This window comes from Cupriavidus sp. 01L45 (assembly GCF_056399885.1).
This window is the reverse complement of sequence record NZ_JBFTSG010000038.1, coordinates 64,582-90,173: the sequence shown is the minus strand read 5'-3', so window position 1 is coordinate 90,173 and position 25,592 is coordinate 64,582. Positions and strand designations below refer to the sequence as shown.

The following is a 25,592-nucleotide window of genomic DNA, read 5'->3' as shown; positions in this document are numbered from 1 at the left end:
GATGCGAGTTTGGGTCCCGGCCGCTCTTTTCGCCGGATCCCGAGGGGGTGTCGCCCCATCCGGCGCGCCTTCTTTGCCTACTTTCTTGGCAAGACAAGAAAGTAGGTCGCCTCCCCGCAGGGGAGGTGAAACTGCCTTTGACTTTAGGCATTTGAAGTTGAAGTTAAGCAATTAAAGCCACACCCGCTGCAAACAAAACCCCATGGACCGCCTGACCGCCGCCGAAGTCTTCATCACCATCGCCGAACGCGGCAGCATGACCGCCGCCGCCGAATCCCTCGACATGTCCCGCGCCATGGTCACCCGCTACCTGGCCCAAATGGAAACCTGGGCCGAACAGCGCCTGCTGCACCGGACCACGCGCAAGCTAAGCCTGACACCCGCAGGCGAGCAAACCCTGGCCCGCTGCCGCCAGATGCTGGAAATCGCCGCCCAGATGACACGCCCCGCGGCCGAACGCGCAGGCACGCCGCGCGGCATGCTGCGCATCAGTTGCGCGCAATCGCTGGCCGAGGATGTCCTGGCCGCGGCGGTCACCGCCTATCTGAAGCGCTACCCGGAAACGGCAGTCGACCTCCATATCGGCAGCCAGGCCGTCAACCTGGTGGAAGCGCGCATCGACCTGGCCATCCGCATCACCAACGACCTCGACCCCAACCTGATCGCGCGTCAGCTGGCCAGTTGCGCCTCGGTAATCTGCGCCGCGCCGGCCTATCTTGCCGCCCACGGCATGCCGCGCAGCGCGCAGGACCTCGCCATGCACAACTGCCTGACCTACTCCTACTTCGGCAAGAGCCTGTGGCAACTGGAACGCGCTGGCGAAACCCTGGCGGTACCGGTACAGGGCAATCTCAGCGCCAACGAATCCACGGTGCTGCTGGCCGCCGCGGTGGCTGGCGCCGGCATCGCCATGCAACCGCTCTACTCCGCCGCGCCGCTGCTGCGCAGCGGCCAGTTGGTGGCGTTGCTGCCGGCCTGGCAACCGCAGGCATTGGGCATCCATGGCGTGTACGCATCGCGCCGGCAAATGCCGGCGATCCTGCGCACCATGCTGGACTTCCTGGCGGAGTACTTCGCCACGGATCCCGGATGGCAAGGCGGCAGGCCCGCGTCGCTCCGGCCAGGCTAGGTCCCAGTCGTCCAATCTTCGTATTTCGAACAATTCGCCTTTCCAGGCATTAGAATTCCGCCCGTCCCCCGAAGGATCACCTCATGCGGAAAACCGCCCTCTTCGCATTGTTTTTTTGCACATCGCTCCATGCAGTGGCGGCAACGGCCGTGGACGTGTCCAGGATTCACGGCAAGATCCAGTTCGTCAATGCCTTTGGCGACTACAAGGTCCAGGTGGTAAACGCCTTTGCCGACCTGAAAGTGAAAAAGATCGATGCCTTCCCCGACAAGCCTGGCGAATGGCAAATCGTCAGCGGCAATGCCGACTACAAGATCCAGATCGTCGACGCCTTTGGGGATTTCACCATCGAATACGTGAACGCCTTTCCGGGCGTGCGCAAATAGCCGGACACCATCGCACTGAGCGGGCGCCACTGAACGTGTTCGCAAGATGGCGGAGCCGCCGATGGCTTCGTCCCTGCCGAAATCGGGAAGCGAATGGCGCGCGCATTACCCGACGATCAGTCGGCCCGGCACCACTGGCCAGAATCCGGGCACACGCTGGCCCTTGCACCGTTCAGCCAGACTTGCTCTTCATTCAGTTGCAGCGAGGTCGAAGGGGCGATGTCGAAGGCAACCTCAAGTGCGCGCCCAACGTGGGCATCTTCGATGGGAAGCTCCCAGGTCAGGAATAATTGGGTGCAGTCCTGGTCGGGCGGGAAGTCGGCTACATCAAAACCGCTGCTGCGGCGTTGAATTACGCCATGAGGCTGGCAAGTATCGAATATCACCGCCGTGCCCCGGGTCAGCGGGATGCGATGACCCAAAGAGGGAAAATGCAAGTCCTGCCCCCTGTCCTCGCTCAGGAAGAGATTGCAAAAGGCCGCACCGCCATATTGCGCACCGTCATGGTGATACCTTGCGCCGCGGCAGGCCATGAGGGCTACGTCACTGGAGGCAAGCACCCCAGGCAGTCCAAGCGCGCACGCCCAATCGGACACAGCCTGCACGCAGCGCGTGTAGTCCGGCCAGCGCGCTCGCGCTCGTGCCAGAGGCATTGCCTCGACATCCCCGGGCTCCAGGACCAGGCGGGACGATATCTCCCTTGCCCAATCTGCAAGCAAACGTGCAGGGGGGACAGGCACGTCGACCGTGCCTGAGAGCACGATGTCACTCACGCGCCGGCTGCGGATGGCGTCGCCACTCCAGAAATAGGAAGTGAGGAGGTCTTGTACCCGATGCTGTTGAGGGCTGTGGCTCATTTGGAGCAATGTAATGCGGCTGCCTCGGTAATGTAGCGGATCATAGCCCGTCGGCCGCTTAGGTCGCCGATGAACCGGCGCGGTCTTCCCCGGAAATCGGCCAGGAAGCAAAAAAATCGGCGCGCCTCAATGGGCGCGCCGATGTCGCACAGCGCGTCGGCGCTGCGATAGTACAAGTGGTGATGCGGGCCGGGAAGGCTATCAGGCAGGGAGCGTCTGCGCCAACACGGTTGCCATGGAGCCACTGGCGGCGCAAACCAGTGCCCAGCCTGCCAACATCCGGAAACTCTGCCAACGGCTCATGATGTGCTCCTGATATCCGTGCGCCGCCATGACGGCGGCACGACGATGATGCATGGATCGCGGTACGCCGCGGTCATGCTGACCTCACGGCATACCGGTAGTTTGCTCAGGCATTCGCGCCGTCGGTGAACACGTCGCGCTTGCCGCTGCGCGCACCGTCGGTGTACGGGTCGCGCTTGTCGGTACGAGCACCATCGGTGTACGGGTCGAAGCTGCGGCCCGGTTCAGACGACACGCTGCCGCGGTCCAGGCCGGCCACCGTACGGAAACCATCCGTATAGGGGTCGGTCTTGCCGACGCGCGCGCCGTCGGTGTACGGGTCGATGCTGCGGGCGGGCTCGGACGACACGCCGGCGCGGTCCAGGCCGGCAGTCAGGCCGCCTTCGCTGAATACGTCGAACTTGCCGCTGCGGGCACCATCGGTGAACGGATCGGCCTTGCCGGTACGGGCGCCATCGCTGTACACGTCGCGGGTGCGGTATTCATAGCTGTACTTGTCGGCGGAAACGGTGGCAGCCTGGGCATGGCCAGCGGCAAAAGCTGCGGCGAGGGTGGCGGCGGTGAGCAGGGACTTGGCAAAAAGAGTGGTGTTCATGATGTTCTCCAATCGAAGCATGGGTCCGGGGGTCTGCTTTGGCCGCGGGGACCGGGATTTAGCTGGATCGTCACTTCCCTTTCGTTTTACCTACCACTAGGTAGACAAGCTGGGCAAAAAAAAAGTGACTTTCGTCGTCGTTACATATCTGCTGCATTGGAAGCCGGCTGGCGGGCCTTTTCTGCCTGCCCTTGCTGCGGCGTCCATGGAACACATCTTATCTACCTGTAGGTAGATAGTCAAGGGTTTTTACCAGGTTGCGTTTAAGAATATTCGAAAAAACCTAAGCGGCACAAGCAGCACTATTGGCAGCCACCCAGAAAAAGTGAGCCATTGGGCGCCATTCTTCTGACAGCCGCCTGCACCTGCCATCGGTGTGTACTAGGCTTTTCGAGGCGCGGGTCGCGATCGAGGGCACTCGTGCGTCGCTTTGTGCAATCGGCCTCACACGCACCGCCGAAGGTTGCCATCAGGGATTGCCGCGTTGCGGCATCGCGAGCAAACTCTCCATGGCCGTGCGCGGGCGTTCCCGCGCACGCTCCTGCCGCACTCGAATCCATTGCACCGCCTCCCGCGCGGTGCCACCGGGAGGCCGTACTCATGAGCGCAGACAATGCCATCGGGAGTTCCGAACACGGCGATCCGCAAGCCATAGCGCCGGCGGACCTGTCAGTCGAGCCAGAGGCCACCGCAGCAGCGTTCTCCCCGATGGAGTCGCGCCGGCACCAGATGTTTCCCCTGCTGACTGCCGGCGAGATCGCCCGGCTCCAGCATTTCGGCACGGTGAAGCAATGGCTCCCCAACGAATTCCTGTTCCGCACGGGTGACCCCGCCCACGGCATGGTGGTGCTGCTGCGGGGCCATGTACGGGTGTCCCAGCGCGACGCCCTGGATCGTTCGACGGTGGTGGGCGAACACGGCCCGGGGCACTTCCTCGCCGAGGTCGGACAGCTATCCGGCAAGCCCTCCCTGGTCGACGGCATGGCGCTGGAGAACGTCGAGGCCATTGCGATCCCGCCCGACCGGCTGCGCGCGCTGCTGGTCGCGGAGGCCGAACTGGGCGAGCGGATCATGCGCGCGCTGATCCTGCGGCGTGTCGGCCTGATCGAACGCGGCAAAGGCCCGACCCTGCTGGGCCGCGGCAGCGAGCCACGCCTGCTGCTGCTGCAGGCCTTCCTGCGGCGCAACGGTTATCCCCACACCGTGGTCGATGCGGACACCGATCCCGACGCCGGCGCGCTGCTCGAGTTCAGCGCGGCCGCCCCAGGCGATTTTCCGCTGGTCATCTGCCCCGGCGGCGCGGTGCTGCGCGCGCCCGACCCAGGCCAGCTTGCCACTTGCCTGGGCCTGTTGCCCGAGTTCGATCCGAACCATGTCTATGATGTGATCGTGGTGGGTGCCGGCCCTGCCGGGCTGGCAACGGCCGTCTATGCCGCGTCCGAAGGGCTCTCCGTCGCGGTGTTCGACGAGTGCTCGCCCGGTGGCCAGGCAGGCGCCAGTTCGCGCATCGAAAACTATCTCGGCTTTCCCACCGGCATCTCAGGACAAGCACTGGCCGGCCGCGCCTTTGTCCAAGCACAGAAATTCGGTGCTCACGTCGCGATCCCGCTGGAGGTGGCTGCACTGCATTGCGGCGAACACCCGCAACGCATCGAGTTGTGCGACGGCCGCAAGATCCCGACCCGCACCGTGGTCATAGCCAGCGGCGCGGCCTATCGCCATCCCGCCATCGCAGCGCTGGATCGTTATGAGGGGCGCGGCGTCTACTATTGGGCGTCTCCGGTGGAAGCCCGGCTATGCGGCGGCGACGAGGTCATGCTGGTCGGGGGCGGCAACTCAGCCGGACAGGCGGCGGTCTTCCTGGCGGCGCACGCAAAGCACGTGCACATGCTTATCCGTGGGGCGAGCCTGGAGGCCAGCATGTCGCGCTACCTGATCGAGCGCATCGCGGCCCAGCCCAATATCGAACTGCATACCGGCGCGGAAGTCGTGACACTGGCCGGAGAAGAGCGCCTGGCTACCGTCGGCTACCGCACGCGCGATAGCGACCGCATTACAGAAATACCGATCCGGCATCTGTTCCTGTTTATCGGCGCCGATCCCAATACGGCATGGCTGCGTACGTGCAATGTCCGCGTCGACGCAAAGGGATTCGTGCTGACGGGCTCGGACACACCACATGAAGGCGAGGCGCCCGCCTCCGCGCTGGAGACCAGCGTACCCGGTGTTTATGCGATTGGCGACGTGCGCTCGGGCTCCACCAAGCGTGTTGCGGCGGCCGTTGGCGAAGGCGCCGCTGTGGTCGCCCAAATCCACGGCTACCTGGCGAAACTAAAGCTGCCGGAGCCGGGAATGCTCGCCATGTAGGGCACGCCGGGCAATGAATTTACTCCTGCCTCCGTGCGCCGGCAATCGACCGTGTGGACGGCGCGCGACAGAGCGTGAAACGCGCTTTTATTTACTATATTGGTTGCAATGGCAGGTGCTTCAATTCGAAGCCGCTGATCGGGGAGGTTGCCATGCGTTCGCTTGCAGACAGATTTAGTCCGCCCACACCGGAGAAAATAGCAGCAAGGGAATTGCAGCAAATGCGGCTTACCCTATTCCAGGCCGAACGCCGCCTGCTGGAAGCACAGATGCAGGTCGACTACTATCGCGACCTCGTCGCCTTCCTGGAAGACGTGAGCGCCTCCGGCGTCGAAAGCGTGGTGGACAAGCGGCGCACATCTGCCGCCGCCGAGCACGCACAGGCCCATCGCTCCGCGCCCGGACTCATCACGGTGCCTGCCGTACCTTCAGCAGCCTGACGTTTCACCATTGCCGGCGCAGCCCGCGCCGGCAATGGTGATGACGCGTCCCTCGCCTGCGCGGGACGCGGCTGCCGCGACGCTGTCACACGCAACCGCTGCACGTGGCGCTTGTCATGGCCCGTCGCGCATCGCCGTGGGCTGCGCGAGCGCTGTGCGATACTGGCCGTCTTGCGCGGTTCTCCCGCGTCATCCACACACAGACCCAACGCCGCGCGCGGTGCCTCGCGACGTCCGTGCCCGGCCCGGGACCCAACAGGAAACTGATATGAGCGAACTGCTGCCAGCCATTGAGATCGAAACCGCGCCATCACCGACATGGTCGGTCATATGGATGCACGGCCTCGGCGCCGACGGCAGCGACTTCGTCCCCGTGGTGCCCGAACTGGACCTGGCGCCCGTACCCGGCGTGCGTTTCGTGTTTCCCAACGCGCCGGCCATCCCGGTCACCTGCAACGGGGGCTACGTCATGCCGGCGTGGTATGACATCGAGTCCCTGGACGACGCGCGCCGCCAAGTGGACGAGGCTGGGATACGCGTCACCCGCCAGGCCATTCGCGCGCTGATCGCGCGCGAGAACCAGCGCGGCGTGCCCAGCCATCGCATCGTGCTGGCCGGCTTCTCGCAGGGCGGCGCCGTGGCCTATACCACCGGCCTCACGCATCCCGAGCGCCTGGGCGGCATCATCGCCCTTTCCACCTATATCCCCTCGCCCGCGCTGCTTGCCGCCGAGTTGAGCGAGGCCAACCGCGCCACGCCGATCTTCGCCGGGCATGGCGCCGAGGACGACGTGGTACCCGTCAAGCTAGGCATGCTGGCGCGCGATACGCTGCAACAGCAGGGATGCACGGTGGAATGGCACACCTACCGCATGTCGCACTCGGTCTGCATGGAAGAAATCCAGGCAATTGGCGCGTGGCTGACCGCGCGGTTCGCCGCGGACAAACCGTCCTGACCACGGGAAGGCGGAATGGCCCTGCACGGCCATTCCGGCGTGGGACGCGCCCGGCCGTGGTAGGCTCGCGCCCTCCGCATTATTCGCAAGCCCTATGAAAACCTCACATCCCGACGCTTCCGCGGCCGCCCCTGCCGCGCCGCTCAAGCTGGATTTCGATACGCGCAAGGCGCTGCTGTTCGCCCTTGCCGCCGAGCGTTTGTCGGCGTACTACGAACACCGCCAGTGGATGACCGATGCCCAGGGCTCCACCCTGGCAGGCCTCTGGCTGTCGCGCTCCAGGCTGCAACTGGCGCTGGCGGAGCGGCGCCTGCTGTCGCAACTGAGCGATCAGTTCGCACGGCAACTGGCCGGCACGCTGTCGCGCGAGGCCGGCCTGTACACCGCCCATGAAATGATGGAAGCGCTCGACCCCAACTACCAGTCCGCTTTTGCGCACGACCTGCTCGACGAGTGCGAGCGGCTGCTGCGCGAGAACGGCGTGACGGAGTGACAGGCCACGCGCCGTGCCTTCGCAGGCGCGGCGTGGCCGGCATGATTCAGCGGCTGGCCACGCTTGGCGCGCGGCCCTTGTCGAACTGTTCCCCGTCGAGCCGGCGGAACACCAGCGCCGACAGCAGCGTAATGATGCCCACGGTAAGGAACGCCAGCCGGTAAGCCGTGCCCGCCACGCCAAGCTGCGCGGTGAACAAGCTCACTAGCCCGCCGCCGATGGTGACCCCGAGGCCGATCGCCAGCATCTGCACCATCGAGAACAGGCTGTTGCCGCTGCCCGCGTCTTCCACGCTCAGGCCCTTCAGCGTCACGCTGTTCATGGCAGCAAACTGCATGGAGTTGGTGGCGCCGAACAACGCGAGCTGCGCGATGGCCAGACCAGTCGGCCAGCCCGGCGAAATCGCCGCGAACGATGCGATCGAGCCACCCACGAGCAAGGTGTTGACCAGCAGGAAGGTGTCATAGCCAAAGCGTTTGACCAACGGCACGATCCAGCGCTTGGCGACCACGCCGGCCAGCGCGGCCGGCAGCAGCATCAGCCCGGAATGCAGCGGCGAGTAATCCATCTGCAACTGCAGCAGCAATGGCATCAGGAATGGCACCGCGCCGGAACCGATGCGGCAAACCAGGTTGCCGGCCAGCCCGATGCTGAAGTTGGGTTCGCGAAACAACGCCAGCCGGAACAGCGGATCGCGCCGCCGCCGGGCATGTGGAATGTATAGCAGCGCGGACAGCAGGCTCAGCGCGAACAGGCCGCCGCTCCATGCCGCATGACTGGCTTCGCGTGGCGTGTCGAGCGCCAGCGAAAATGCCACCATGCAAAGCGACAGCAAGCCGCATCCGATGAAGTCGAACGGGGGCGCGCGTCCGTTGGTGTTATCCGGCAAGTAGCGCAAGACGGCCAGCATCCCGATCGCGCCGACCGGCACATTGATCAGGAAGATCCAGTGCCATGCCACCGACTGCACGATCCAGCCGCCCAGCACCGGCCCGAAGATGGGCCCGACCTGCCCTGCCACCGACACGAAGGCAAGGGCCGCGATGTATTGCTCGCCGGAGACGCTGCGCAGCACCGCCAGCCGGCCGATCGGCAGCAGCATCGAGCCGCCGATGCCCTGGACCACGCGGGCGATCACAAGCTGGTCCAGGCTCTGCGCGCCGGCGCAAAACAGCGAGCCGAGCACAAAGGTCAGGATCGCCGCGAAGTAGACCCGGCGGGTGCCGAAGCGGTCCGCCAGCCAGCCCGAGGCCGGCGTCAGCATGGCCATGGTCAGGGTGTAGGCCACGACCACCGGCTTCATGTCCAGGGGGGTCTCGTTTAGGCTGCGCGCCATCGCGGGCAACGCGGTGTTGACGATGGTGGTGTCGAGCGTTTGCATGAAAAAGCCCGCTGCGACAATCCACAGCATGGCCTTTTGGGAGGATTGGCTGTTCATCTGGTACATCTCGGCAAGGACCGGTGGAGAACCGGCGCGGCCATCGGGTGGAATCGCGGGGAGCAGATCCGGAAGAACCCAGGGCCACGAATGCTATCGATGTTAATGATTGCGCTATCAATCGGGAACCCCTCTGGATATATTGACTGTAATCGGATATTCCGATGACAATGCCGCATGCTCAATCCCGTCTGGATCCGGACCTTCGCCACCGTTGCCGCCGCACACAGTTTCACCGATGCGGGGCGTCAGCTCGGCCTGTCCCAGTCCAGCGTCAGCGACCATATCCGGCGCCTGGAACAGCACGTGGGACGGCGGCTGTTCGTGCGCGATACCCACACCCTGACCATGACCGCCGACGGCGAGGCGCTGCTGGCGCATGCGCGGCTGATCCTGGAAGCCATCACGCGCGCGGAATCCCAGTTCAACGCGCCCCGCCTGCAGGGACGCGTGCGGCTGGGCACCTCGGACGACCTGGCGCTGGGGCCGCTGCCCAATGTGCTGGCCGCGTTTCGCAACTCGCATCCGGACGTGGAACTGGAAATCACCATCGGCATGACCGGCAAGCTCTACGAGCTGATGGATGCCGGCGCGCTGGACCTGATGATCGGCAAGCGCCGCGAAGGCGACAGGCGCGGCACCCCGCTGTTCCGCGGCAAGCTGGAGTGGCTCGCGCGGCCCGGCACCGTGGCGGACCTCAGGCAGCCTTTGCCGCTGATCCTGGTACCCGAACCCAGYGTCACGCGCGCCATCGTGCTCGATACGCTGGCCAAGGCCGGGATGCGCTGGCAGATCGTCTGCACCAGCAGCAGTCACTCGGGCTGCATCGCCGCCGCGCGTGGCGGTCTGGGCATTACCGTGAGGGCGCAATACCTTTCCGGGCGCGGCTTGTCGCCGCTGGTCAATAGTGAAAGCCTGCCGGCGCTGCCGGAGGTGGAGTTCATCTCGCTGCGCGCGGGCCGCCTGAGCCGGCCCGCCGAAACGCTACTGCAACTGCTGCAAAAGAGCGATCTGCGCGGGTCCTGGCTGGACGAATAGCCAGCACCCGCGTGCGATTCCCGCCGGGCTCACGCATGGGCGCCGTCCTGGTACGGGTCGAAGCTACGGGCCGGGGATGCCGATACGCCGCGCGTGTCCATGCCGGCCAGCTTCTGYGCGCCATCGGAGAACGGGTCGATGTTGCGAGCCGGATCGGACGAAACGCCACTGCGGTCCAGGCCGGCGATGCGGGCGCTATCGGTGAAGGGATCCACCATGCGGGTGCGGGCGCCATCGGTGTACGGGTCGATGCTGCGGGCAGGATCGGACGAGACGCCAACGCGGTCCAGGCCGGCAATGCGGGCGCCGTCGGTGAACGGATCCACCATGCGGGTGCGGGCGCCGTCGGTGTACGGGTCGATGCTGCGGGCAGGATCTGCGGAAGGACCCGTGCGGTCCAGGCCGGCAATGCGCGCGCCGTCGGTAAAGGGATCGGCCGTGCGGGCGTGGGCACCATCGGTGAAGCTATCGAACCTGCCGCCACGGGCGCCATCGGTGAATGCGCTCACGGGTGCCGTGCGTGCGCCGTCGCTGAATACGTCGCGCGCGCCGCTGTGCATCGACTGGGCATAGGGCGCGTTGCCAACGCGATCGGCAGCCGCGCTGGCGGCATGGGCGCTGCCCAGGGCAAACACGGCACCGGCAATGGCGGCGGCGGCAAACAGCGACTTGGCGAGGTTCGGGTACATGGCAATCTCCAACTGGGTGAATGAGCCCATTCGTCGCCGGCAACCGATGGAACTTACAGGTTTTTTTCAGATTGTTTGCCGGAGCCCGTTCGCCTCGATCCGCGTGCGGTGCCCTGCACGTGGACACGCCGCGCAGCCCGACCCGGCGCCCTGCCCCGCCCGCACCTGACTGGCCTAAGCCTTATTCCAGTCATCTTCCAGTCAAAAGGATGAGCCCAGCCAAATGCTTATCCCCCCCAATACCGTGACGATCTCCAACCTCCGGCCAGTGTCGGCAAGCGTACGCATGACGCTAAATACAGTAACGGGTCAGGCGCTGCTGCGTGGCAAACCGAACAGAACAAGACAGAACGGCTGACGCCGTGGCCGGGATTTTTTCGACTAGGGGAGAATGGGATGACCGACACAGAACTGGACCTGTCCGGCAATCATTTGCTGGGCGCACTGCCGCAGCGCGAGCGCCGCCTGCTCATTTCGCGGCTGGATAGCGTCAACCTGCGCACAGGGCAACTGTTGAGCGACTCCGGGCAACGCATCCGGCATCTCTACTTCCCGAGCACCGCGGTGGTCTCGATGATGTCGCTGCAGGAAAGCGGCGCCACCGTCGAACTGGCCTCGGTGGGCCGCGAGGGGATGGTTGGTCTGCCCGCGCTGACCGGCGGCGAGACCATGCCCAACCGCATCGAGGTACGCAGTAGCGGATGCGGCTTCCGCGTGGCCGCCGGCGACCTGCGCGCCATCTACCCCGAGCTGCCCACGCTGCAGCGCATGGCCCTGCTCTATATGCAGGCGCTGCTCACGCAGGTTTCGCAAACGGCGGTCTGCATCCGCCATCATTCGCTGACCACCCAGTTGTGCCGCTGGCTGCTGCTGGCGCTGGACCGTTCGCCCTGCAACGAGCTGGATGTCACCCAGCAGACCATCGCCGACATGCTCGGCGTGCGCCGCGAGGGCGTCACCGAAGCTGTGGGCAAGCTGGCGGAACTGCGCATGATCAGCCACAGCCGTGGCCATATCACCGTCATCGACCGCGCCGGGCTGGAAGGCTTCTCCGGCGAGTCCTACCGCATCGTGCGCAACGAATTCGACCGCCTGCTCAGCCCTGCCGCGAGCTAGCCGGCAGTGGCATGTGCCAGCGCCTGGTAAGCGGTGGCAAGGTGGTAAGGCGTGGTCGAAGGCATCTCGGCCCGCTCCACCTTGCCCTGCGCCGACAGGCATTCGTACCAGCCGCCCGCGTGGAGAAAACGCGCCGGGAACGATTGCAGCCATGCGTGCAGGTGTGCGAGCGCAATGCGATCGCCACGCACCACCAGCGCCCGCGCGAATTCGGTCTGCGCCCAGATCCGCTGGAGCGGGTCGCGCACCGAGCCGTCCAGGTTCAGCGCCGCCGCCACGCCCATGGTGCCGGTATCGACACCGTGCGCCAGGGCGAAGTCGAAGGCCCGCGTCAGCGCCTGGCTGAGCGGCGAGCCGTCGAACAGGGACGGCGCCGAAGCGAGCAGCGAAAACCACTCGAACTGGTGTCCGGGCTCGATCCGGTTGCCGGCGTTGTCCGTCGTCAACGGCAACTCGGTGATGCAACCGCTGGCCGGATCGACAAAGCTGGCCAGCATGGCTGCGGCAATGCCCGCCAGCCGGTCCGCGTAAAAAATGTCCCCCGTGACCTCGTGAGCCGCCAGGTAAGCCTCGGTCAGGTGCATGATCGGGTTTTGCAGCGGCGTGGCGCCAACGGGGCTGAAGTCTTGCGCGAGCCCGGCATGGTAGAGGCCGTCCGCCATGCGGAAACGCTGTTCGATCAGCCGCGCCGTGCCGTCCAGCAAGGTGCGCGCCTCGGGGCTGCCCGTCCGCTTGAAATACGCCGCGCAAGCGAAAACCACGAAGGCGTGGGTGTACAAGTCCTTGGTGCTATCGAGCGGCTGGCCGTGCGCATCGATGCTGTAGACGAAGCCGCCGTACCCGCCATCGGCGAAGCGGCCGCGCAGCGACGCGAACAGCCGCGCGGCGTGGGCGGCCGCGTCGGCGCCCTCGCACCGGGAAAACACGTAAATCTGGCGCGCGCATGCCATGGCGCGATAGCGCACCACCGGCAGCGGCTGGCGATCGGTGGCCGACAGCGCCTCATAGGGCAGTTGCATGGCGGCATGCCAGCCCGGACCGTTCCATAGGGGCAGGATGGCGGCATCGTAGTGCGCGAGCAGCGTGGCAACGGACGCGGAAATGGAAGCAGCACCGGTTGCGGCAAGGGTTGGCGTAACGTTCATGCGGGAAGGAATTCGGTAAGGGGCGCGTCATCGCGCGGTCCCGGCTAAATATTCATGACCAAGACCCGGGACGCGGGGAACGGCAACCGAGGCGTCCCGGAGACTGGCATCCGTGCAATATACCTCAGCACGGCAACCGGCCTTCCCGACTAACCGGCGCCGGCGATAGCGCCTAAATACGCCGGACCATGCACAAAGGCAGGCGTGCGCCTTCCGATCCGCATTCCGGCGACCTGCCGCAATCCGGAGTGGCGGCCTCGCCCCACCCGCCGTTTCGTGCCATTGGCAAGCTTGAACCCGCCGGCAGATCGCCTAACCTTACCGCGTGGACCCTTGCTTCGAGAACCGCGACGAGCGGCTATCGCGCCRCATTCCGCGCCCGCCGCGGCGCCAGGACCACATTCCTGGTTTGTGCAGATATCACGGCCGGAGGGATTCCCGCCTTCCGTCCTCCCCGCACTTTCTGGCCATCCGGCGCCCGCCGGAGGTTACGCCCATGCTCCATGGGAGAGCACGATGGAAAAGCCAGTCGTAAGCCCCTTGCGTTTTGTCGAGATGCTGAACGCCAGGCTGCCCGCCCATCCCCTGTATCAGGAGGGGATGCGCGTGTACGCCATTCCCAATCATTCAGAGCATCCTCACAGCCTGGTCTGCGTCGGCCCGCGCGGCGTCAAAGGCGTATGCGCAACGGTGGAACTGATCGTGCGCGGCGAGTGCGAGATCTTCCCCGACATACCGGGCGACTGGCACGCCGCCCCCCGCGCCACCGCTCGCGCCTCCAGCCGCTAGGGCGCTGCCATCCGGCCACGCGCGAACCCCTTCCAGCCTCCGATATGGCCGGGGGCAGCGTCACGCGGCTGCGCGCCCCTCCTCTGCAGAAGCTGGAATCCGGACGACGCCGGCGCTGTCGGAACTCATTACGCCTGCCGGATACCGTGCGGCAAACACCAGGCGGCCCGCTGACCACGTATGCGTCACCAGCGGCTGGCCCGCCACCATTGCCACCGCCACCAGGTCGGCACGCAGCCCGGCCGCGATGCGGCCGCGGTCGGACAGCCCGCAGGCCGCCGCCGGGTTGGCGCCGACCAGCGCGGCAGCCCGCGGCAGGCTCAGGTCCGCCTGCCGCTCGGCGGCGAAGGCCGCCGCGATCAGCGTGGATGGCTGGTAGTCCGAACACAGGCAATCCGCCACGCCGGCGCGGATGGCGTCGATGGCGCGCATCGAACCGCTCTGGCTCTGGCCGCGCAGCACATTGGGCGCGCCGAGGATGGTCGGCAGCCCTTGCGCCTTGGCCGCCTGCGCGGTCTCCAGGTTGATCGGGAACTCGCTCATGCGCACGCCCAGCGCCTGCATGGTGGCAATGCGCTCGACCGAATCGTCGTCGTGGCTGGCGGCGGGAATGCCCATCCGCGCAGCCAGCGCCAGCAGGCGTTCCACGCGCTCCAGCGCGCCATGCTTCTCCACCAGTTTCTTGTCGGCGGCGGCGCGCGCTTCTTCGCGGCTCATGGCGTGGTTGCCCATCATGTAGGCCAGGTACGCTTCGAGCGTCTTGAACTGGCCCTGGCCGGGCGAGTGGTCCATCACGGAGACCAGGTCCACCACGCCGGCCTCCATCAGTTGCTCAAGCACGGGCAGCGCGCTGGCATCGGTGACTTCGTAGCGGCAATGGACACGGTTGTCCACCAGGCTGTGATCACGGAAAGCCGTGACGGCGCGCACCAGGGCGCCTGCGGTCTCGTAGTTGCGCACGCCGAACGTATTGCTGGCGAACGACACCGCATGATAAGGCGTGGTGATGCCGGCAGCGGCGTTGCGGCGGTCGACCTGCGCCACGGCAAAATCGAGCGGGAACATCACGCGCGAGCGCGGTTCGGCTTCTTTCTCGATCGCATCGCAATGCAGGTCGATCAGGCCGGGCATCAGGGTCTGGCCGCGCAGGTCGATCACCTGGGTGGCGCGCGGTACGGCGGCGGCATCCGGCTCGATGGCCGCGATCAGGCCATTCTCGATCAGCAGCGCGCTGTCAGGAAGCACGCCGTCGGGCAGGACGATCCGCGCATGGGTCAGGTAGGCAGGAAGCATGGTCGTTTCCGGGAACGATTGGGAACGGATAAAAGCAACAACGAATCGGCTCAGCCAGCCACGGCGGCAAGCTTGCCGGCGGGCGCGGCCTCGGTGACGGCGGGCGGGTGCAAGGGCAGCAACCGGGTGGCCACGGCATCGCGCACCGCTTCGTCGTGGAAGATGCCGACCAGGCAACGGCCCTCGGCCAGCGCCTCGCGAATCAGCGCCACGACCACGGCGCGGTTGTCGGCATCGAGCGAGGCGGTCGGCTCGTCGAGCAGCAGCACCGGATGACCGCCGATCAACCCGCGCGCGATGTTCACGCGCTGCTGCTCGCCGCCCGAGAAAGTCGCCGGCGGGAGGCTCCAAAGACGGCCCGGCACCTGCAGCCGCGCCAGCAGCGTCGCCGCGCGCTCGCGCGCTTCATCGGCGCCGGCGCCGCGCTGCTGCAGCGGCTCGGCCACCACGTCGAGCGTGCTCACGCGCGGGATCACGTGGAGGAACTGGCTGACATAGCCGATCACCTCGCGGCGCAGTTGCAGGATGCGCTGCTCAGGCGCGCGGGTCAGTTCCACCCAGTCGTTGCCGTCGCGGATGCGGATGCTGCCTTCGGTGGCCAGGTAGTTGCCGTACAGGCAGCGCAGCAGCGTGCTCTTGCCCGCGCCGGAACTGCCGGCCAGCACCAGGCATTCGCCTGCGGCGGCGTCGAAGTCGATGGCCTGCAGCACCGGCAGGCGCGTGCCGCCCTGGTTATGCAGGACGAAGGTCTTGCCGAGGCCGCGCACCTGGATGCGGCTGGCACCGGTGGCATCGACGGTATTCGTGTTGGCATTGCCTTGATGGTTGTTGGAGTCTTGCGTCATGGTCAGCTCTGCAGGATGGAAGACACCAGCAATTGGGTGTACGGATGGTGCGGGTCGTCGAGGATCTGGTCGGTCAGGCCGCTTTCCACCACGCGCCCGCCTTGCATCACCAGCGTGCGGTGCGCCAGCAGGCGTGCCACGGCGAGGTCGTGGGTCACGATGATGGCGGCGAGGCCAAGGTCCGCCACCAGCCGGCGCAGCAGATCGAGCAGGCGGGCCTGCACGGAGACATCGAGCGAGGCAGTGGGCTCGTCCATGAACACCAGGCGCGGATGCGTCACCAGGTTGCGGGCGATCTGCAGGCGCTGCTGCATGCCGCCCGAGAAGCTCGTCGGCGCATCGTCCAGGCGCCCCAGGTCCAGCTCCATCTTTTCCATCCAGGTGCCGGCGACCTCGCGCAGTTCACCGTAGTGGCGTCCGCCCACCGCCATCAGGCGCTCGGCGATATTGGCGCCGGCGCTCACGCGCATGCGCAGGCCATCGCGCGCGTTCTGGCGCACGAAGCCCCAGTCGGTGCGCGCCAGCAGGCGCAGACGGGCATCGGACAGCGTGGCGAGGTCAACCAGCCCTTGCTCGCGGGTGTCGTAACGCACGCTGCCGGACTCCGGCGCGGCCTGCCAGGAAACCGCTTGCAGCAAGGTGCTCTTGCCGGAGCCGGATTCGCCCACCACGCACAGCACTTCGCCGGGAAAGAGATCGAAGCTGACATCGTGGCAGCCGTGCACGCCGTCCCAGGTGCGGGTCAGGCCGCGCACGGACAACAGCGGCTGGTGCGGATCGGTGCGGCTCATGCGGCCTCCTTGCTGGCGTTGGCGCCGGTTTCACCTTGTTCCTGGCGCGTGGCGCAGTACTCGGTATCGGAGCAGACGAACATGCGGCCGCCCGCGTCGTCGGTGATGATTTCATCGAGATAGCTGTCGGTGGCGCCGCACAGTTCGCAGCAGCCCGACCACGTTTCGACGGCGAAGGGATGGTCGTCGAAATCCAGGCTCTTGACGCTGGTGTAGGGCGGCACCGCATAGACCCGCTTCTCGCGCCCCGCGCCGAACAGCATCAGCGCCGGGCTGCGGTCCAGCTTAGGGTTGTCGAACTTGGGGATGGGCGACGGCCGCATCATGTAGCGCTGGTTGACCATCACGGGGTAGTCGTAGGTGGTGGCGATGCGTCCATGGCGCGCGATGTCCTCGTACAGCTTGACATGCATGGCGCCGTATTCCGCCAGCGCATGCATGGTGCGGGTCTCGGTCTCGCTCGGCTCCAGCCACCGCAGCGGCTCCGGGATCGGTACCTGAAACACCATGATCTGGCCCTGGGCCAGCGGCGTCTCAGGAATCCGGTGGCGGGTCTGCACGATGGAGGCTTGCGCGGTGCGTTCGGTGGTCTGCACGCCGGTGACGCGGCCGAAGAAGCGGCGGATATTGATGGCGTTGGTGGTGTCGTCCGAGCCCTGGTCGATCACCTTGAGCACGTCGTCGCTGCCGATGATGGAGGCCGTGACCTGGATGCCGCCGGTGCCCCACCCGTATGGCAGCGGCATCTCGCGGCTGCCGAACGGCACCTGGTAGCCGGGGATCGCCACCGCCTTGAGCAGCGCGCGGCGCAGCATGCGCTTGGTGGACTCGTCGAGATAGCCGAAGTTGTAGTGTTCGTCGCGCACGACGGCGCTGGCATTGGTGTCGTTCATGATGCGATGGCCTCCTGCGACGGGGCTTGAGCGATGGCGGTGGTGTCGCTTTCCGGCGGCACCGGCGCCGGCGCCGGGACGCCCTGCCCTCGCTCGGCGCGCAACCGGCGCAGCAGTTCGAGATTGGTCTGGAAATCCACGTAGTGCGGCAGCTTCAGATGCTGCACGAAGCCGGAGGCTTCCACGTTGTCGCTGTGGTAGAGCATGAACTCCACGTCATTGGCGGGCGCGTCGGCCGCTTCGCCCAGTTCGGCGGCGCGCATCGCGCGGTCGGCCAGCGCCATCGACATCGCCTTGCGCTCACCGTAGCCGAACACCAGGCCATAGCCGCGCGTAAAGCTCGGCCCCTCCTGCGCGTTGCCGGCAAACTGGCTCACCATCTGGCATTCGGTGACCTCGATCTCGCCGATGGTCACGGCAAATCCCAGCTCTTCCACGAACAGTTCCACCTCCACCGCGCCATAGCGGATCTCCGCCGCGAACGGATGCGAGTTGCCGTAGCCGCGCTGGGTCGAGTAGCCCATCGACAACAAGAAACCTTCATCGGCGCGTGCCAGGTTCTGCAAGCGCGCCGGACGGGCAGCGGGCAGCTCCAGCGGTTCGCGCGTCAGGTCGGGCGGCGCGGGATCGTGCGGGGGCACCGTCTCCGGCTCGATCAGCGATTCCTGGCGCAACAGGTCGGTCACGCGGGGCATGCGCGCGTCCAGCGTGGACGCCGCCGGCGGCAGCGGTGCATTCTCGCGCTCGGCCTCCAGCGTGAAATCCAGCAAGCGCTGGGTGTAATCGTAGGTCGGGCCCAGCACCTGCCCGCCCGGCACATCCTTGAAGGTGGACGAGATCCGGCGCTGCAAGCGCATGGCGCCGGTATCGAGCGCCACCGAATAGCCGAAGCGCGGCAGGGTGGTGCGATAGGCACGCAGCAGGAACACCGCTTCGATCAGGTCGCCCGCGGCCTGCTTGATGGCCAGCGCGGCCAGGTGCGGATCGTACAGCGAGCCCTCGGCCATCACGCGCGACACGGCCAGCGGCATCTGCTCGCGCACCTGCGCCAGCGTCAGCTCCGGCACCGCGCGGTCGCCGCGGCGGTAGTCGTCCAGCATGCGATAGGAGTTGAGGATGGCGCGTTCGCCCCCTTTGACGGCAACGTACATATCAAGCCTCCGCTTGGGTGGTGCGCGGCAGCGCGCACAAGCGGCTGGCACTGGTCAGGAGCACATCCACGCCGAGCGGGAAGCGCGCATGGTTGGCTTGCCACTGGGTCCAGAAACCGGCCGGCAAGCCTTGCACGGCCAGCGCCGCCTGGTGCTCGATGCCCGGGCCGCGCAGCGTGACGGCAGGGCCATCGCACAGCGACTCCACTTCGAGCAACAGCGTGGCGGAGCGGTCGGGATAAGCCGGATCGCCCTGGGCGCACGCCGCGAGATCCGGCACGGCATGGCCGGCCGGCACCGCCACGAAGGTGGCCTGCCCCACTTCGGCCACCAGCGGGCAGCCGCAATGGAAACGCAGGAAGGCGCGCACGCCCTCGGGCGTTTGCGGCGGCAGCCACACGGGCGTATCGCAATCGGCCAGCGCCAGCAGCAGCGCGCTCAGCGCAGGCGACAGGCCCGGCGGCACGCCGCACGGCTCGGCCAGCTCGCCGATGGTGCCGGGGTGTGACATGGCGTCCAGCGCGGCGCGGAAGGTCCGCTGCGCCGACTTCACCGCATCGTCGAAGCCGGGCAACAGCATCGGCGCCTGGCGGCTCGCAGGCGCGTTGTCGTATCCAGCCGCCTGGGCGGCAATCGGTTGGCCTGGCATCTCAATCCTCTCCACGCACCATGGTAAAAAATTCAACTTTTGTCTGTGCTGCCACCGCGGCCTCGTGTTCGCCACGCGCCGCGCGTTCCCTGGCCAGCGCCGAGACCACTTCGGCCTGCACGCGCGCATGCCAGCCTGGCAGTTGCAACAGCGCATCCAGCACGGCGATCTGCTCCGCCTGGCGGTGTGTACGGCCCTGCACGTAGCCCACGCCCACCACGCCAGGCTCCAGCGTTACCGCGCAGCGCGTTACGCTGACTTCGCCCAGGTTGAACTGCGCACCGGTGCCGCCGGCGCGCCCTCGCACCATCGCCATGCCGCTTTCCGGCTTGCGCAGCAGGCGATAGGCCGGCAGCGCGCCGAGGCGGCCAACGGCCTGCTCCAGGGCTTCCGGGTCCGCCAGCGCCAGCACGCGCAGCCATGCGGCGCGGGCCGCCTGGCCGGCCTGTTCCCGGGCCGCCGCCGCTGGCTGCGTGCCGGATCCGGTATCGGTTCGATCCATTTCACATCCCCTATACGTCTATACGTTTAGATGTAGAATACCATCCATGGCCGAACTACAACATAGCCAGATGAAGCTTTGATGACGCCTGGCGACGTTGTTTGGTTCTACGCACCGCACTGCGCGGTTGAGGCAAAATCGCATTCCATTGAAGCACGCCAATGATTAACGCAGGATGACGAAAAGGCAGGACAGGATGGTGGAACAGGAAGTCGAACGCGGTTCGGGAGTTGCGGTATGGCGCCAGATCGGCGAAGCCCTGGCGCTCGACATCCGCAACAAGCTCTACATGCCGGGCGAGCGGCTGCCGCCCGAGCCGGAGCTGGCCAGCCGGTTCGCCGTCAATCGCCACACCATCCGCCGCGCCATGGGCGAACTGGAGCAGAACGGCCTGGTACGCATCGAGCAAGGCAGGGGCACGTTCGTGCAGGAGCACGCGATCGACTACGCCATCGGGCGCCGTACCCGTTTCTCGCAGAACCTGGCCAGCCAGGGCATGCGCGGGCACATCGAAGTGCTCGAATCGCAAACGCTGCGCGCGCACGAGATCGCCAAGCACCTGGGGCTGGGACGCAGCGCCCCCATCCTGCGCGTGCAAATGCTGGGCAAGGCCGAAGCCCGCACCATCGACGTCGCCGATCATTACTTCGATGCCGCCCGCTTTCCCGACATGGATGAACAGTTGCGCGCGCGCCAGTCCATCTCCAAGGCGCTCGCCCATTACGGCATCACCGACTACACGCGCAAATGGTCGCGCATCACCGCCGCCATGCCGACCGCGCCGGTGGCCCGCCAGCTCAACCAGCCCAAGACCCGGCCGATCCTGCAGGTGGAAGCGCTCAATGTCGACCCGGAAGGCGCGCCGCTGCAATACAGCGTGGTGCGTTTCGCCGGCGACTGGGTGCAACTGACCGTGGCCGACCAGGACTAGGCGGCACCGGCCATGATCTTCGCGCCACAGGGATGGACCGAACATGGGCCGGACATCGGCCGGCCCGCAATTTGCTTACTTCCGGTATGGCGTGCAGCGCGGGTTGCAATCGCATACCGGGACACGATAGCTTCGCCGCGGGTTGCGCAGGCGGCGATGCACCGAGACAATCCGCCAATGCACGAATCGCACCGCAATTGGTCTAGACATCCGCTTGTCATCTGCCCGCGCTAAGGTCGCCAGCATGGATACCAATCACGCATATCACCCCACCCTCGCCGGCCTGCGCGGCCGGCGCGTCCTGACCGCCAACGGCATCGCCCCGGCCGCCTTCGCCTTCCGCGATGGTTGCCTGGCGGCGCCCGCCAGTACGCCGGGAGGCGCCCTCGATGCGGGCGACCTGCTGGTGCTGCCCGGCATCGTGGATATCCACGGCGACGCCTTCGAGCGCGCGGTGATGCCGCGGCCCGGCGTCAGCTTCCCGTACACCAGCGCGCTGTTCGACGTGGATCGCCAGTTGCTCGCGCATGGCATCACCACCGAACTGCATGGCGTGACGCTGTCGTGGGAAGGCGGCTTGCGCGGCGAGGCGTACGCGCAACGCATGTTCGACGGCCTGGAACGCATGCGCGGCACGCTGGGCGCGCAGCACCACGTGCACCTGCGCTTCGAGGCGCACCACCTGGCCGGGCTGGAGACGGCCCTGGACTGGATCGATTCAGGCAAGGTGCGCTTCGTCGCCATCAACGACCACCTGCCGCTGATGGCGACCCGCATGCACGACGCCCGCAAGCTGGCGCAGTACGCGGACCGCGCGGAATGCGACCCAGCCACCTTCCGCCAACGGCTGGAACAGGCCGCCGCGCAAGCGGGCGCCGTGCCCGCCGGCGTGGCCCGGCTGATTGCCGCCGCCCGCGCCGCCGGCCTGCAGGTGGCATCGCACGACGACGGCGATGCCGCCACGCGCCAGGGATATCACCAGCAAGGCTGCACGGTGGCGGAATTCCCGCTCACCGTCGACGTGGCCCGCGCCGCCCGTGCCCTGCGCAACCACACCGTATTCGGCGCGCCCAACGTGATCCGCGGCGGTAGCCACACCGGCGCCCCGGACGCCACCGAGATGATCGCCGCCGGGCTGTGCGACGTACTGGCCTCCGACTACTACTACCCGGCGCCGCTGCAAGCGGCGTTCCGGCTGACGCAGCTCGGCGTGCTGCCGCTGCCGGCCGCCTGGGACCTGGTCTCGCGCAACCCCGCGCGCGCCGCCGGCATGAACGACCGCGGCACGCTGGGCCCCGGCCTGCGCGCCGACGCCATCATCGTAGACGACCACGATCCCGCCCTGCCGCAAGTCTGCGCCGCCATCGTCGGCGGCGTATTGCGGCACGCCACCCGCGCCTTCCCGCTGGTGTTGTCCGGCGACGAACGGCGCGCCGCCTGACCGTTTCCCATGATGCCAAGCACCGCACCAAACCCAATGTCCCGGGCCTATCGCTACGCCATCTACCTCCATCCCGCCGCGCCGTTCCGGCAGGTGGGCGCGCAGTGGCTGGGCCGCTGCGCCGACACGGGCGCAGCCATCGCACGCCCCGCGCGGGAAGATGCCCGCATTGCCTGCTGGACCGAAGCACCCGCCTACTATGGCCTGCATGCCACGCTCAAGGCACCGTTCCGCCTTGCGGACAGCCAGACGCCAGCCGGGCTCGACGCCGCCATGCGCGCCTTCGCCCTGGACCGCCAGCCCTTCGCCGTTCCGCTCGCCCTGCAGAACCTGCGCGGCTTCCTGGCCTGGTGCCTGGGCGGCGACGCAAGCGCCAATGCGCGCATGCACGCCCTGGCGGACGCCGCTGTACGGGAACTGGACGACTTCCGCGCGCCGCCCACCAGCGCTGAACTTGCCCGCCGCAATCCCGCGCAACTCAGCGCGGCGTCCCGGCGCATGCTCGACGCCTGGGGCTACCCCTACGCATTCGAAACCTTCATATTCCACATCACGCTGACCGGCATGCTGGACGAAGCCGAACAAGCCGAAGCCATCGCCATGCTGCAAGCCGCCAGCGGCACGCTCCTGCAAGCGCCGATGCCCGTACGCGATGTCAGCCTGTTCGTGCAACCGGCACCGGATGCGCCCTTCATGGCGGCCCGCCACTACGGCTTCGACGGCAGCATCACCGACGCCGCCGGCGCGGCCCTGCTGGAAACCGCGGCATGAACATCCACGCAACAGGCACCGCCGCCCGGGCCGACATGCCCGGGGCACCGGCTCAAGCCGCCGGCGGAAGCCGGCTGATCTACCTGATGGGCCCTTCCGGCAGCGGCAAAGACTCCTTGCTGCGCGTCTTGCGCGACAAGCTGCAGGACGATGGGCGCGTACGGATAGCACAGCGCTACATCACCCGCGCCAGCAGCGCCGACGAAGCCTGCATCRCGATCACCCAGGCCGAGTTCGAGCGGTGCGCCGCGCAACGCGGCTTCGCGCTGCACTGGCGCAGCCACGGCCTGTGCTATGGCATTGGTATCGAACTCGACGCCTGGCTGGCGCAAGGCCTGTGCGTGGTCGTCAACGGATCACGCGAACACCTCGCCGCCGCTCACGCCCGCTACCCCGCCCTGCACGCGGTACAGATCAGCGTGCGCCTGCAGGTACTGGGAGAGCGCCTGCGCCTGCGCGGCCGCGAGGACGAGCAAGCCATCGTCCGGCGCCTGCAGCGTGCCGGCGAACCCTTCGCCGTGCCGGCTGGCTGCCGGCTGACGGTGATCGACAACAGCGGCGCGCTGGAGACGGCGGCGCAGGCCTTGCTGCGGCTGACACGCGAGGGTGGACACGGGGGGAAGGCCGGGCTGACCGTGGCCGGGCGATCCTGATCCCGGACGTCGCCGCCGCGCGGCAAGCCGCCCGGCTATGCCGACGCCGGCAGCCCGATGCTAAAACTGATGCCGTGCTCGGTGAATCCAAGCTGCCGATAGAACTGATGGGCCTGCAGGCGCCTGGCGCTGGACGAAAGCGCCAGCTTGGCGGCGCCCGCCTCCTCCGCCAGCCGCATGGCCGCTCGCATCATGGCCGAACCGACGCCGGTGCCGCGCGCGGCGCGGGCCACCACCACGCTTTCCACGATAGCCTCGCTGCGCCCGTCATGCGCCAGCACCGGGAAGATCAGCAGGCAGAACGTGCCAAGCGGTTCGCCGGAAGCCGCCAGCATCAGGTAGCAGCGATAGTCAGGCATTGCCTTCAGTTGCGCAAACAACGCGCGCATGCGGGGCAGTGGCAGCGGTGCCTCGCCATCCATCTCGGACAGCAAGGCGGCCACCTGCACGAGTTCGGTATCGGTGCCGGTGACTTCGCGCAGGGCCAGGCCGCCGGCTTCCCGGCTTTCTTCTTGGGCGTTCATGGGCCGGCAGTTCAGGAAATGCGCCGGATGCAGCGCGACACCATCGGCAGGTAGTACTCCAGCGGCGGCGTCGCAAGGCCCACGACCTTGGCAAGATCGTCGTAGCGGCGCAGGCGCACCGCGTCCGGGCCATGCGGATGCGCGATGAAGGCTTCGGCTTGCGCCGCATCGTAGGGTCCGCCCTGCAAGGCGAGGCTATGCAGCGAGGCTGGCGACAACGTTGCCTGGTAGCCCGGATCGATGGCGCACAGGTAGCGCTTGGCCGCCACGTGCAGGCGCACCGGCTCGGTCACGGCGGGCCCGAAGCCGACCCCCAGCAGATCGGCACCCACCTCCTGGTGCCGCATGTCGGTGGTGCCGTCCTCGGACATCACGAGATGGCCGAGATCGTGCAGCAGGCTGGCCACGATCAGCGATTCGGGATCGCCGGCCTGCTCGGCAAGTTGCGCGCATTGCAGCGCGTGCTCGGTCTGCGTGATGGCCTCACCGCCGTAGAAGGCGGTGCCGTGGCCCGAGAAGAGTATTTCGATGCGGCGCAGGATCGTCATGAAGATTCAGGGATGGTGGCGTGCTTGAGTGGCTGGCATACGAGGCAGGCTGATGCCCGCGTCACACAAGCGCCTTGCGGATGCGCGCCGACAGCAAATCGATGACCGTGACAAAGCCGACGATGATGATGATCACCGCGCAGGTCTCGGCATACTGGAAACTGCGGATGATCTCCCACAGCACGGTACCGATGCCGCCCGCGCCGACGATGCCCAGCACCGTGGCCGAACGCACGTTGGATTCAAAGCGGTACAGCGCGTATGAGATCCACAGCGGCAACACCTGGGGAATCACGCCATAAACAATCTCCTCGATCGCGCTGGCGCCGGTGGCGCGCACGCCTTCGACCGGGCGCGGATCGATCGCCTCCACCGCTTCCGAAAAGAGCTTGGCGAGCACGCCGGTGGTGTGCACCCAGAGAGCCAGCACGCCAGCGAACGGCCCCAGCCCCACCGCCACGATAAACAGCATGGCGAACACCATCTCGTTGATGGCGCGGCAGGCATCCATCACGCGCCGCATCGGCTGGTAGACCCAGGCGGGCACGATGTTCGAAGAACACGCCAGGCCCAGCGGCACGGCAAACACAATGGACAGGAAGGTGCCCCAGATCGCGATCTGGACGGTCACCAGCATCTCGTCCAGGTAAATGCGCCAGTCGCGGAAGCTGGGCGGAAAGAAGTCGGCGGCGAATTTCGCCATATTGCCGGAATCCTTCCACAGGTCGAACGGGCGCATGTCGGCGCCCTGCCACGACATGGCCAGCAAGGCGAGCACCACCGCCCAGACGAACAGGACTGGCAGGCTGGCCCGCGGCGGGCGGCCGGCGCGAGACGGAGTGGCTGGAGGCATGGTGGTG

28 protein-coding genes are annotated in these 25,592 nt (G+C 66.9%); 13 read left to right on the top strand and 15 right to left on the bottom strand.

Annotated features, from left to right (window positions below; all coding sequences use genetic code 11):
- The first annotated feature begins 202 nt into the window (after positions 1-202).
- Both AC1DT6_RS25060 and AC1DT6_RS25055 read left to right on the top strand, forming a co-directional pair.
- Entirely contained in the window at positions 203-1,129 is a 927-nt protein-coding gene (locus AC1DT6_RS25060; protein ID WP_441633615.1) for a LysR family transcriptional regulator, read from the top strand.
- A gap of 149 nt (positions 1,130-1,278) precedes the next feature.
- Positions 1,279-1,515 carry a 7(1) septoil knot domain-containing protein gene (locus AC1DT6_RS25055; protein ID WP_477111674.1) on the top strand — a complete coding sequence of 79 codons (237 nt, stop codon included), beginning with the start codon at positions 1,279-1,281 and terminating at the stop codon, positions 1,513-1,515.
- Between the two features lie 116 nt (positions 1,516-1,631).
- On the opposite strand, the gene AC1DT6_RS25050 is transcribed toward AC1DT6_RS25055, so the two are convergent.
- Positions 1,632-2,372: a hypothetical protein gene (locus AC1DT6_RS25050; protein WP_441633611.1), complete on the bottom strand. Its 741-nt coding sequence runs from the start codon at positions 2,370-2,372 to the stop codon at positions 1,632-1,634.
- 409 nt (positions 2,373-2,781) lie between these two features.
- Positions 2,782-3,270 (bottom strand): hypothetical protein, encoded by a 489-nt coding sequence (locus AC1DT6_RS25045; protein WP_441633609.1) that lies wholly within the window; start codon positions 3,268-3,270, stop codon positions 2,782-2,784.
- A 600-nt stretch (positions 3,271-3,870) separates the two neighbouring features.
- Here AC1DT6_RS25045 and AC1DT6_RS25040 point away from each other — a divergent pair.
- From AC1DT6_RS25040 to AC1DT6_RS25025, 4 genes are all read left to right on the top strand, one after another.
- Positions 3,871-5,637: an FAD-dependent oxidoreductase gene (locus AC1DT6_RS25040; protein WP_441633607.1), complete on the top strand. Its 1,767-nt coding sequence runs from the start codon at positions 3,871-3,873 to the stop codon at positions 5,635-5,637.
- A 152-nt stretch (positions 5,638-5,789) separates the two neighbouring features.
- Complete coding sequence (locus AC1DT6_RS25035) at positions 5,790-6,077, top strand: hypothetical protein (RefSeq protein WP_035860742.1); 288 nt, start codon at positions 5,790-5,792, stop codon at positions 6,075-6,077.
- Positions 6,078-6,345: 268 nt separating this feature from the next.
- Positions 6,346-7,032, top strand: a complete 687-nt coding sequence (locus AC1DT6_RS25030; RefSeq protein ID WP_441633605.1) for an alpha/beta hydrolase — start codon at positions 6,346-6,348, stop codon at positions 7,030-7,032.
- Positions 7,033-7,126: 94 nt separating this feature from the next.
- A complete protein-coding gene (locus tag AC1DT6_RS25025; RefSeq protein ID WP_045240523.1) occupies positions 7,127-7,525 on the top strand; it encodes a hypothetical protein in 399 nt (132 codons plus the stop codon).
- Between the two features lie 46 nt (positions 7,526-7,571).
- On the opposite strand, the gene mdtD is transcribed toward AC1DT6_RS25025, so the two are convergent.
- Positions 7,572-8,963, bottom strand: a complete 1,392-nt coding sequence (gene mdtD / locus AC1DT6_RS25020; protein ID WP_441633603.1) for a multidrug transporter subunit MdtD — start codon at positions 8,961-8,963, stop codon at positions 7,572-7,574.
- A 177-nt stretch (positions 8,964-9,140) separates the two neighbouring features.
- On the opposite strand from mdtD, the gene AC1DT6_RS25015 reads away from it, so the two are divergent.
- Positions 9,141-10,001, top strand: a complete 861-nt coding sequence (locus AC1DT6_RS25015) for a LysR family transcriptional regulator (protein WP_441633601.1) — start codon at positions 9,141-9,143, stop codon at positions 9,999-10,001.
- A gap of 29 nt (positions 10,002-10,030) precedes the next feature.
- Here AC1DT6_RS25015 and AC1DT6_RS25010 read toward each other — a convergent pair whose 3' ends face one another.
- On the bottom strand, positions 10,031-10,690 hold the full coding sequence (locus tag AC1DT6_RS25010) for a copper resistance protein CopQ (protein WP_441633599.1): 660 nt from the start codon (positions 10,688-10,690) through the stop codon (positions 10,031-10,033).
- Positions 10,691-11,086: 396 nt separating this feature from the next.
- Here AC1DT6_RS25010 and AC1DT6_RS25005 point away from each other — a divergent pair, with 396 nt between their 5' ends.
- Positions 11,087-11,806: a Crp/Fnr family transcriptional regulator gene (locus AC1DT6_RS25005; RefSeq protein WP_441633597.1), complete on the top strand. Its 720-nt coding sequence runs from the start codon at positions 11,087-11,089 to the stop codon at positions 11,804-11,806.
- Here AC1DT6_RS25005 and AC1DT6_RS25000 read toward each other — a convergent pair.
- A complete protein-coding gene (locus tag AC1DT6_RS25000; protein ID WP_441633595.1) occupies positions 11,803-12,951 on the bottom strand; it encodes an AGE family epimerase/isomerase in 1,149 nt (382 codons plus the stop codon). The genes AC1DT6_RS25005 and AC1DT6_RS25000 overlap by 4 nt on opposite strands.
- A gap of 516 nt (positions 12,952-13,467) precedes the next feature.
- On the opposite strand from AC1DT6_RS25000, the gene AC1DT6_RS24995 reads away from it, so the two are divergent.
- Complete coding sequence (locus AC1DT6_RS24995; protein WP_035860708.1) at positions 13,468-13,740, top strand: hypothetical protein; 273 nt, start codon at positions 13,468-13,470, stop codon at positions 13,738-13,740.
- Between the two features lie 60 nt (positions 13,741-13,800).
- Here the strand turns inward: AC1DT6_RS24995 and AC1DT6_RS24990 are convergent, their stop codons facing one another.
- The 7 genes from AC1DT6_RS24990 to phnG all read right to left on the bottom strand — a co-directional run bounded on the left by AC1DT6_RS24990 (position 13,801) and on the right by phnG (position 19,864).
- The gene (locus AC1DT6_RS24990) at positions 13,801-15,033 is read right to left on the bottom strand and encodes an alpha-D-ribose 1-methylphosphonate 5-triphosphate diphosphatase (RefSeq protein ID WP_441633593.1); all 1,233 of its coding nucleotides are present in this window, start codon (positions 15,031-15,033) and stop codon (positions 13,801-13,803) included.
- Between the two features lie 50 nt (positions 15,034-15,083).
- Positions 15,084-15,878: a phosphonate C-P lyase system protein PhnL gene (gene phnL / locus AC1DT6_RS24985; RefSeq protein ID WP_477104324.1), complete on the bottom strand. Its 795-nt coding sequence runs from the start codon at positions 15,876-15,878 to the stop codon at positions 15,084-15,086.
- 2 nt (positions 15,879-15,880) lie between these two features.
- The gene (gene phnK / locus AC1DT6_RS24980; protein WP_441633589.1) at positions 15,881-16,669 is read right to left on the bottom strand and encodes a phosphonate C-P lyase system protein PhnK; all 789 of its coding nucleotides are present in this window, start codon (positions 16,667-16,669) and stop codon (positions 15,881-15,883) included.
- Positions 16,666-17,562, bottom strand: a complete 897-nt coding sequence (locus tag AC1DT6_RS24975; protein WP_477104323.1) for an alpha-D-ribose 1-methylphosphonate 5-phosphate C-P-lyase PhnJ — start codon at positions 17,560-17,562, stop codon at positions 16,666-16,668. The genes phnK and AC1DT6_RS24975 overlap by 4 nt, the downstream gene beginning before the upstream one ends.
- Complete coding sequence (locus AC1DT6_RS24970; RefSeq protein ID WP_441633585.1) at positions 17,559-18,713, bottom strand: carbon-phosphorus lyase complex subunit; 1,155 nt, start codon at positions 18,711-18,713, stop codon at positions 17,559-17,561. Before AC1DT6_RS24970 ends, AC1DT6_RS24975 begins: the two co-directional genes overlap by 4 nt.
- Position 18,714: 1 nt before the next feature.
- Entirely contained in the window at positions 18,715-19,293 is a 579-nt protein-coding gene (gene phnH / locus AC1DT6_RS24965) for a phosphonate C-P lyase system protein PhnH (protein ID WP_441633622.1), read from the bottom strand.
- Positions 19,294-19,363: 70 nt separating this feature from the next.
- Positions 19,364-19,864 carry a phosphonate C-P lyase system protein PhnG gene (phnG, locus tag AC1DT6_RS24960; RefSeq protein WP_441633584.1) on the bottom strand — a complete coding sequence of 167 codons (501 nt, stop codon included), beginning with the start codon at positions 19,862-19,864 and terminating at the stop codon, positions 19,364-19,366.
- A 196-nt stretch (positions 19,865-20,060) separates the two neighbouring features.
- On the opposite strand from phnG, the gene phnF reads away from it, so the two are divergent.
- The 4 genes from phnF (at position 20,061) to phnN (ending at position 23,660) form a co-directional block, all read left to right on the top strand.
- Positions 20,061-20,795: a phosphonate metabolism transcriptional regulator PhnF gene (gene phnF, locus AC1DT6_RS24955; RefSeq protein ID WP_441633620.1), complete on the top strand. Its 735-nt coding sequence runs from the start codon at positions 20,061-20,063 to the stop codon at positions 20,793-20,795.
- A 244-nt stretch (positions 20,796-21,039) separates the two neighbouring features.
- Positions 21,040-22,236 carry an alpha-D-ribose 1-methylphosphonate 5-triphosphate diphosphatase gene (locus AC1DT6_RS24950; RefSeq protein WP_441633582.1) on the top strand — a complete coding sequence of 399 codons (1,197 nt, stop codon included), beginning with the start codon at positions 21,040-21,042 and terminating at the stop codon, positions 22,234-22,236.
- Between the two features lie 36 nt (positions 22,237-22,272).
- Positions 22,273-23,007 (top strand): DUF1045 domain-containing protein, encoded by a 735-nt coding sequence (locus AC1DT6_RS24945; protein ID WP_477111673.1) that lies wholly within the window; start codon positions 22,273-22,275, stop codon positions 23,005-23,007.
- 35 nt (positions 23,008-23,042) lie between these two features.
- On the top strand, positions 23,043-23,660 hold the full coding sequence (gene phnN / locus AC1DT6_RS24940) for a phosphonate metabolism protein/1,5-bisphosphokinase (PRPP-forming) PhnN (protein WP_477114977.1): 618 nt from the start codon (positions 23,043-23,045) through the stop codon (positions 23,658-23,660).
- 35 nt (positions 23,661-23,695) lie between these two features.
- Here the strand turns inward: phnN and AC1DT6_RS24935 are convergent, their stop codons facing one another.
- From AC1DT6_RS24935 to phnE, 3 genes are all read right to left on the bottom strand, one after another.
- Positions 23,696-24,184, bottom strand: coding sequence for a GNAT family N-acetyltransferase (locus AC1DT6_RS24935; RefSeq protein ID WP_441633578.1), 489 nt, complete (start codon positions 24,182-24,184; stop codon positions 23,696-23,698).
- A gap of 11 nt (positions 24,185-24,195) precedes the next feature.
- Positions 24,196-24,732, bottom strand: a complete 537-nt coding sequence (locus AC1DT6_RS24930; protein WP_441633576.1) for a phosphonate degradation HD-domain oxygenase — start codon at positions 24,730-24,732, stop codon at positions 24,196-24,198.
- A 61-nt stretch (positions 24,733-24,793) separates the two neighbouring features.
- Positions 24,794-25,585 (bottom strand): phosphonate ABC transporter, permease protein PhnE, encoded by a 792-nt coding sequence (gene phnE, locus AC1DT6_RS24925; RefSeq protein WP_035860758.1) that lies wholly within the window; start codon positions 25,583-25,585, stop codon positions 24,794-24,796.
- Positions 25,586-25,592: the final 7 nt, after the last annotated feature.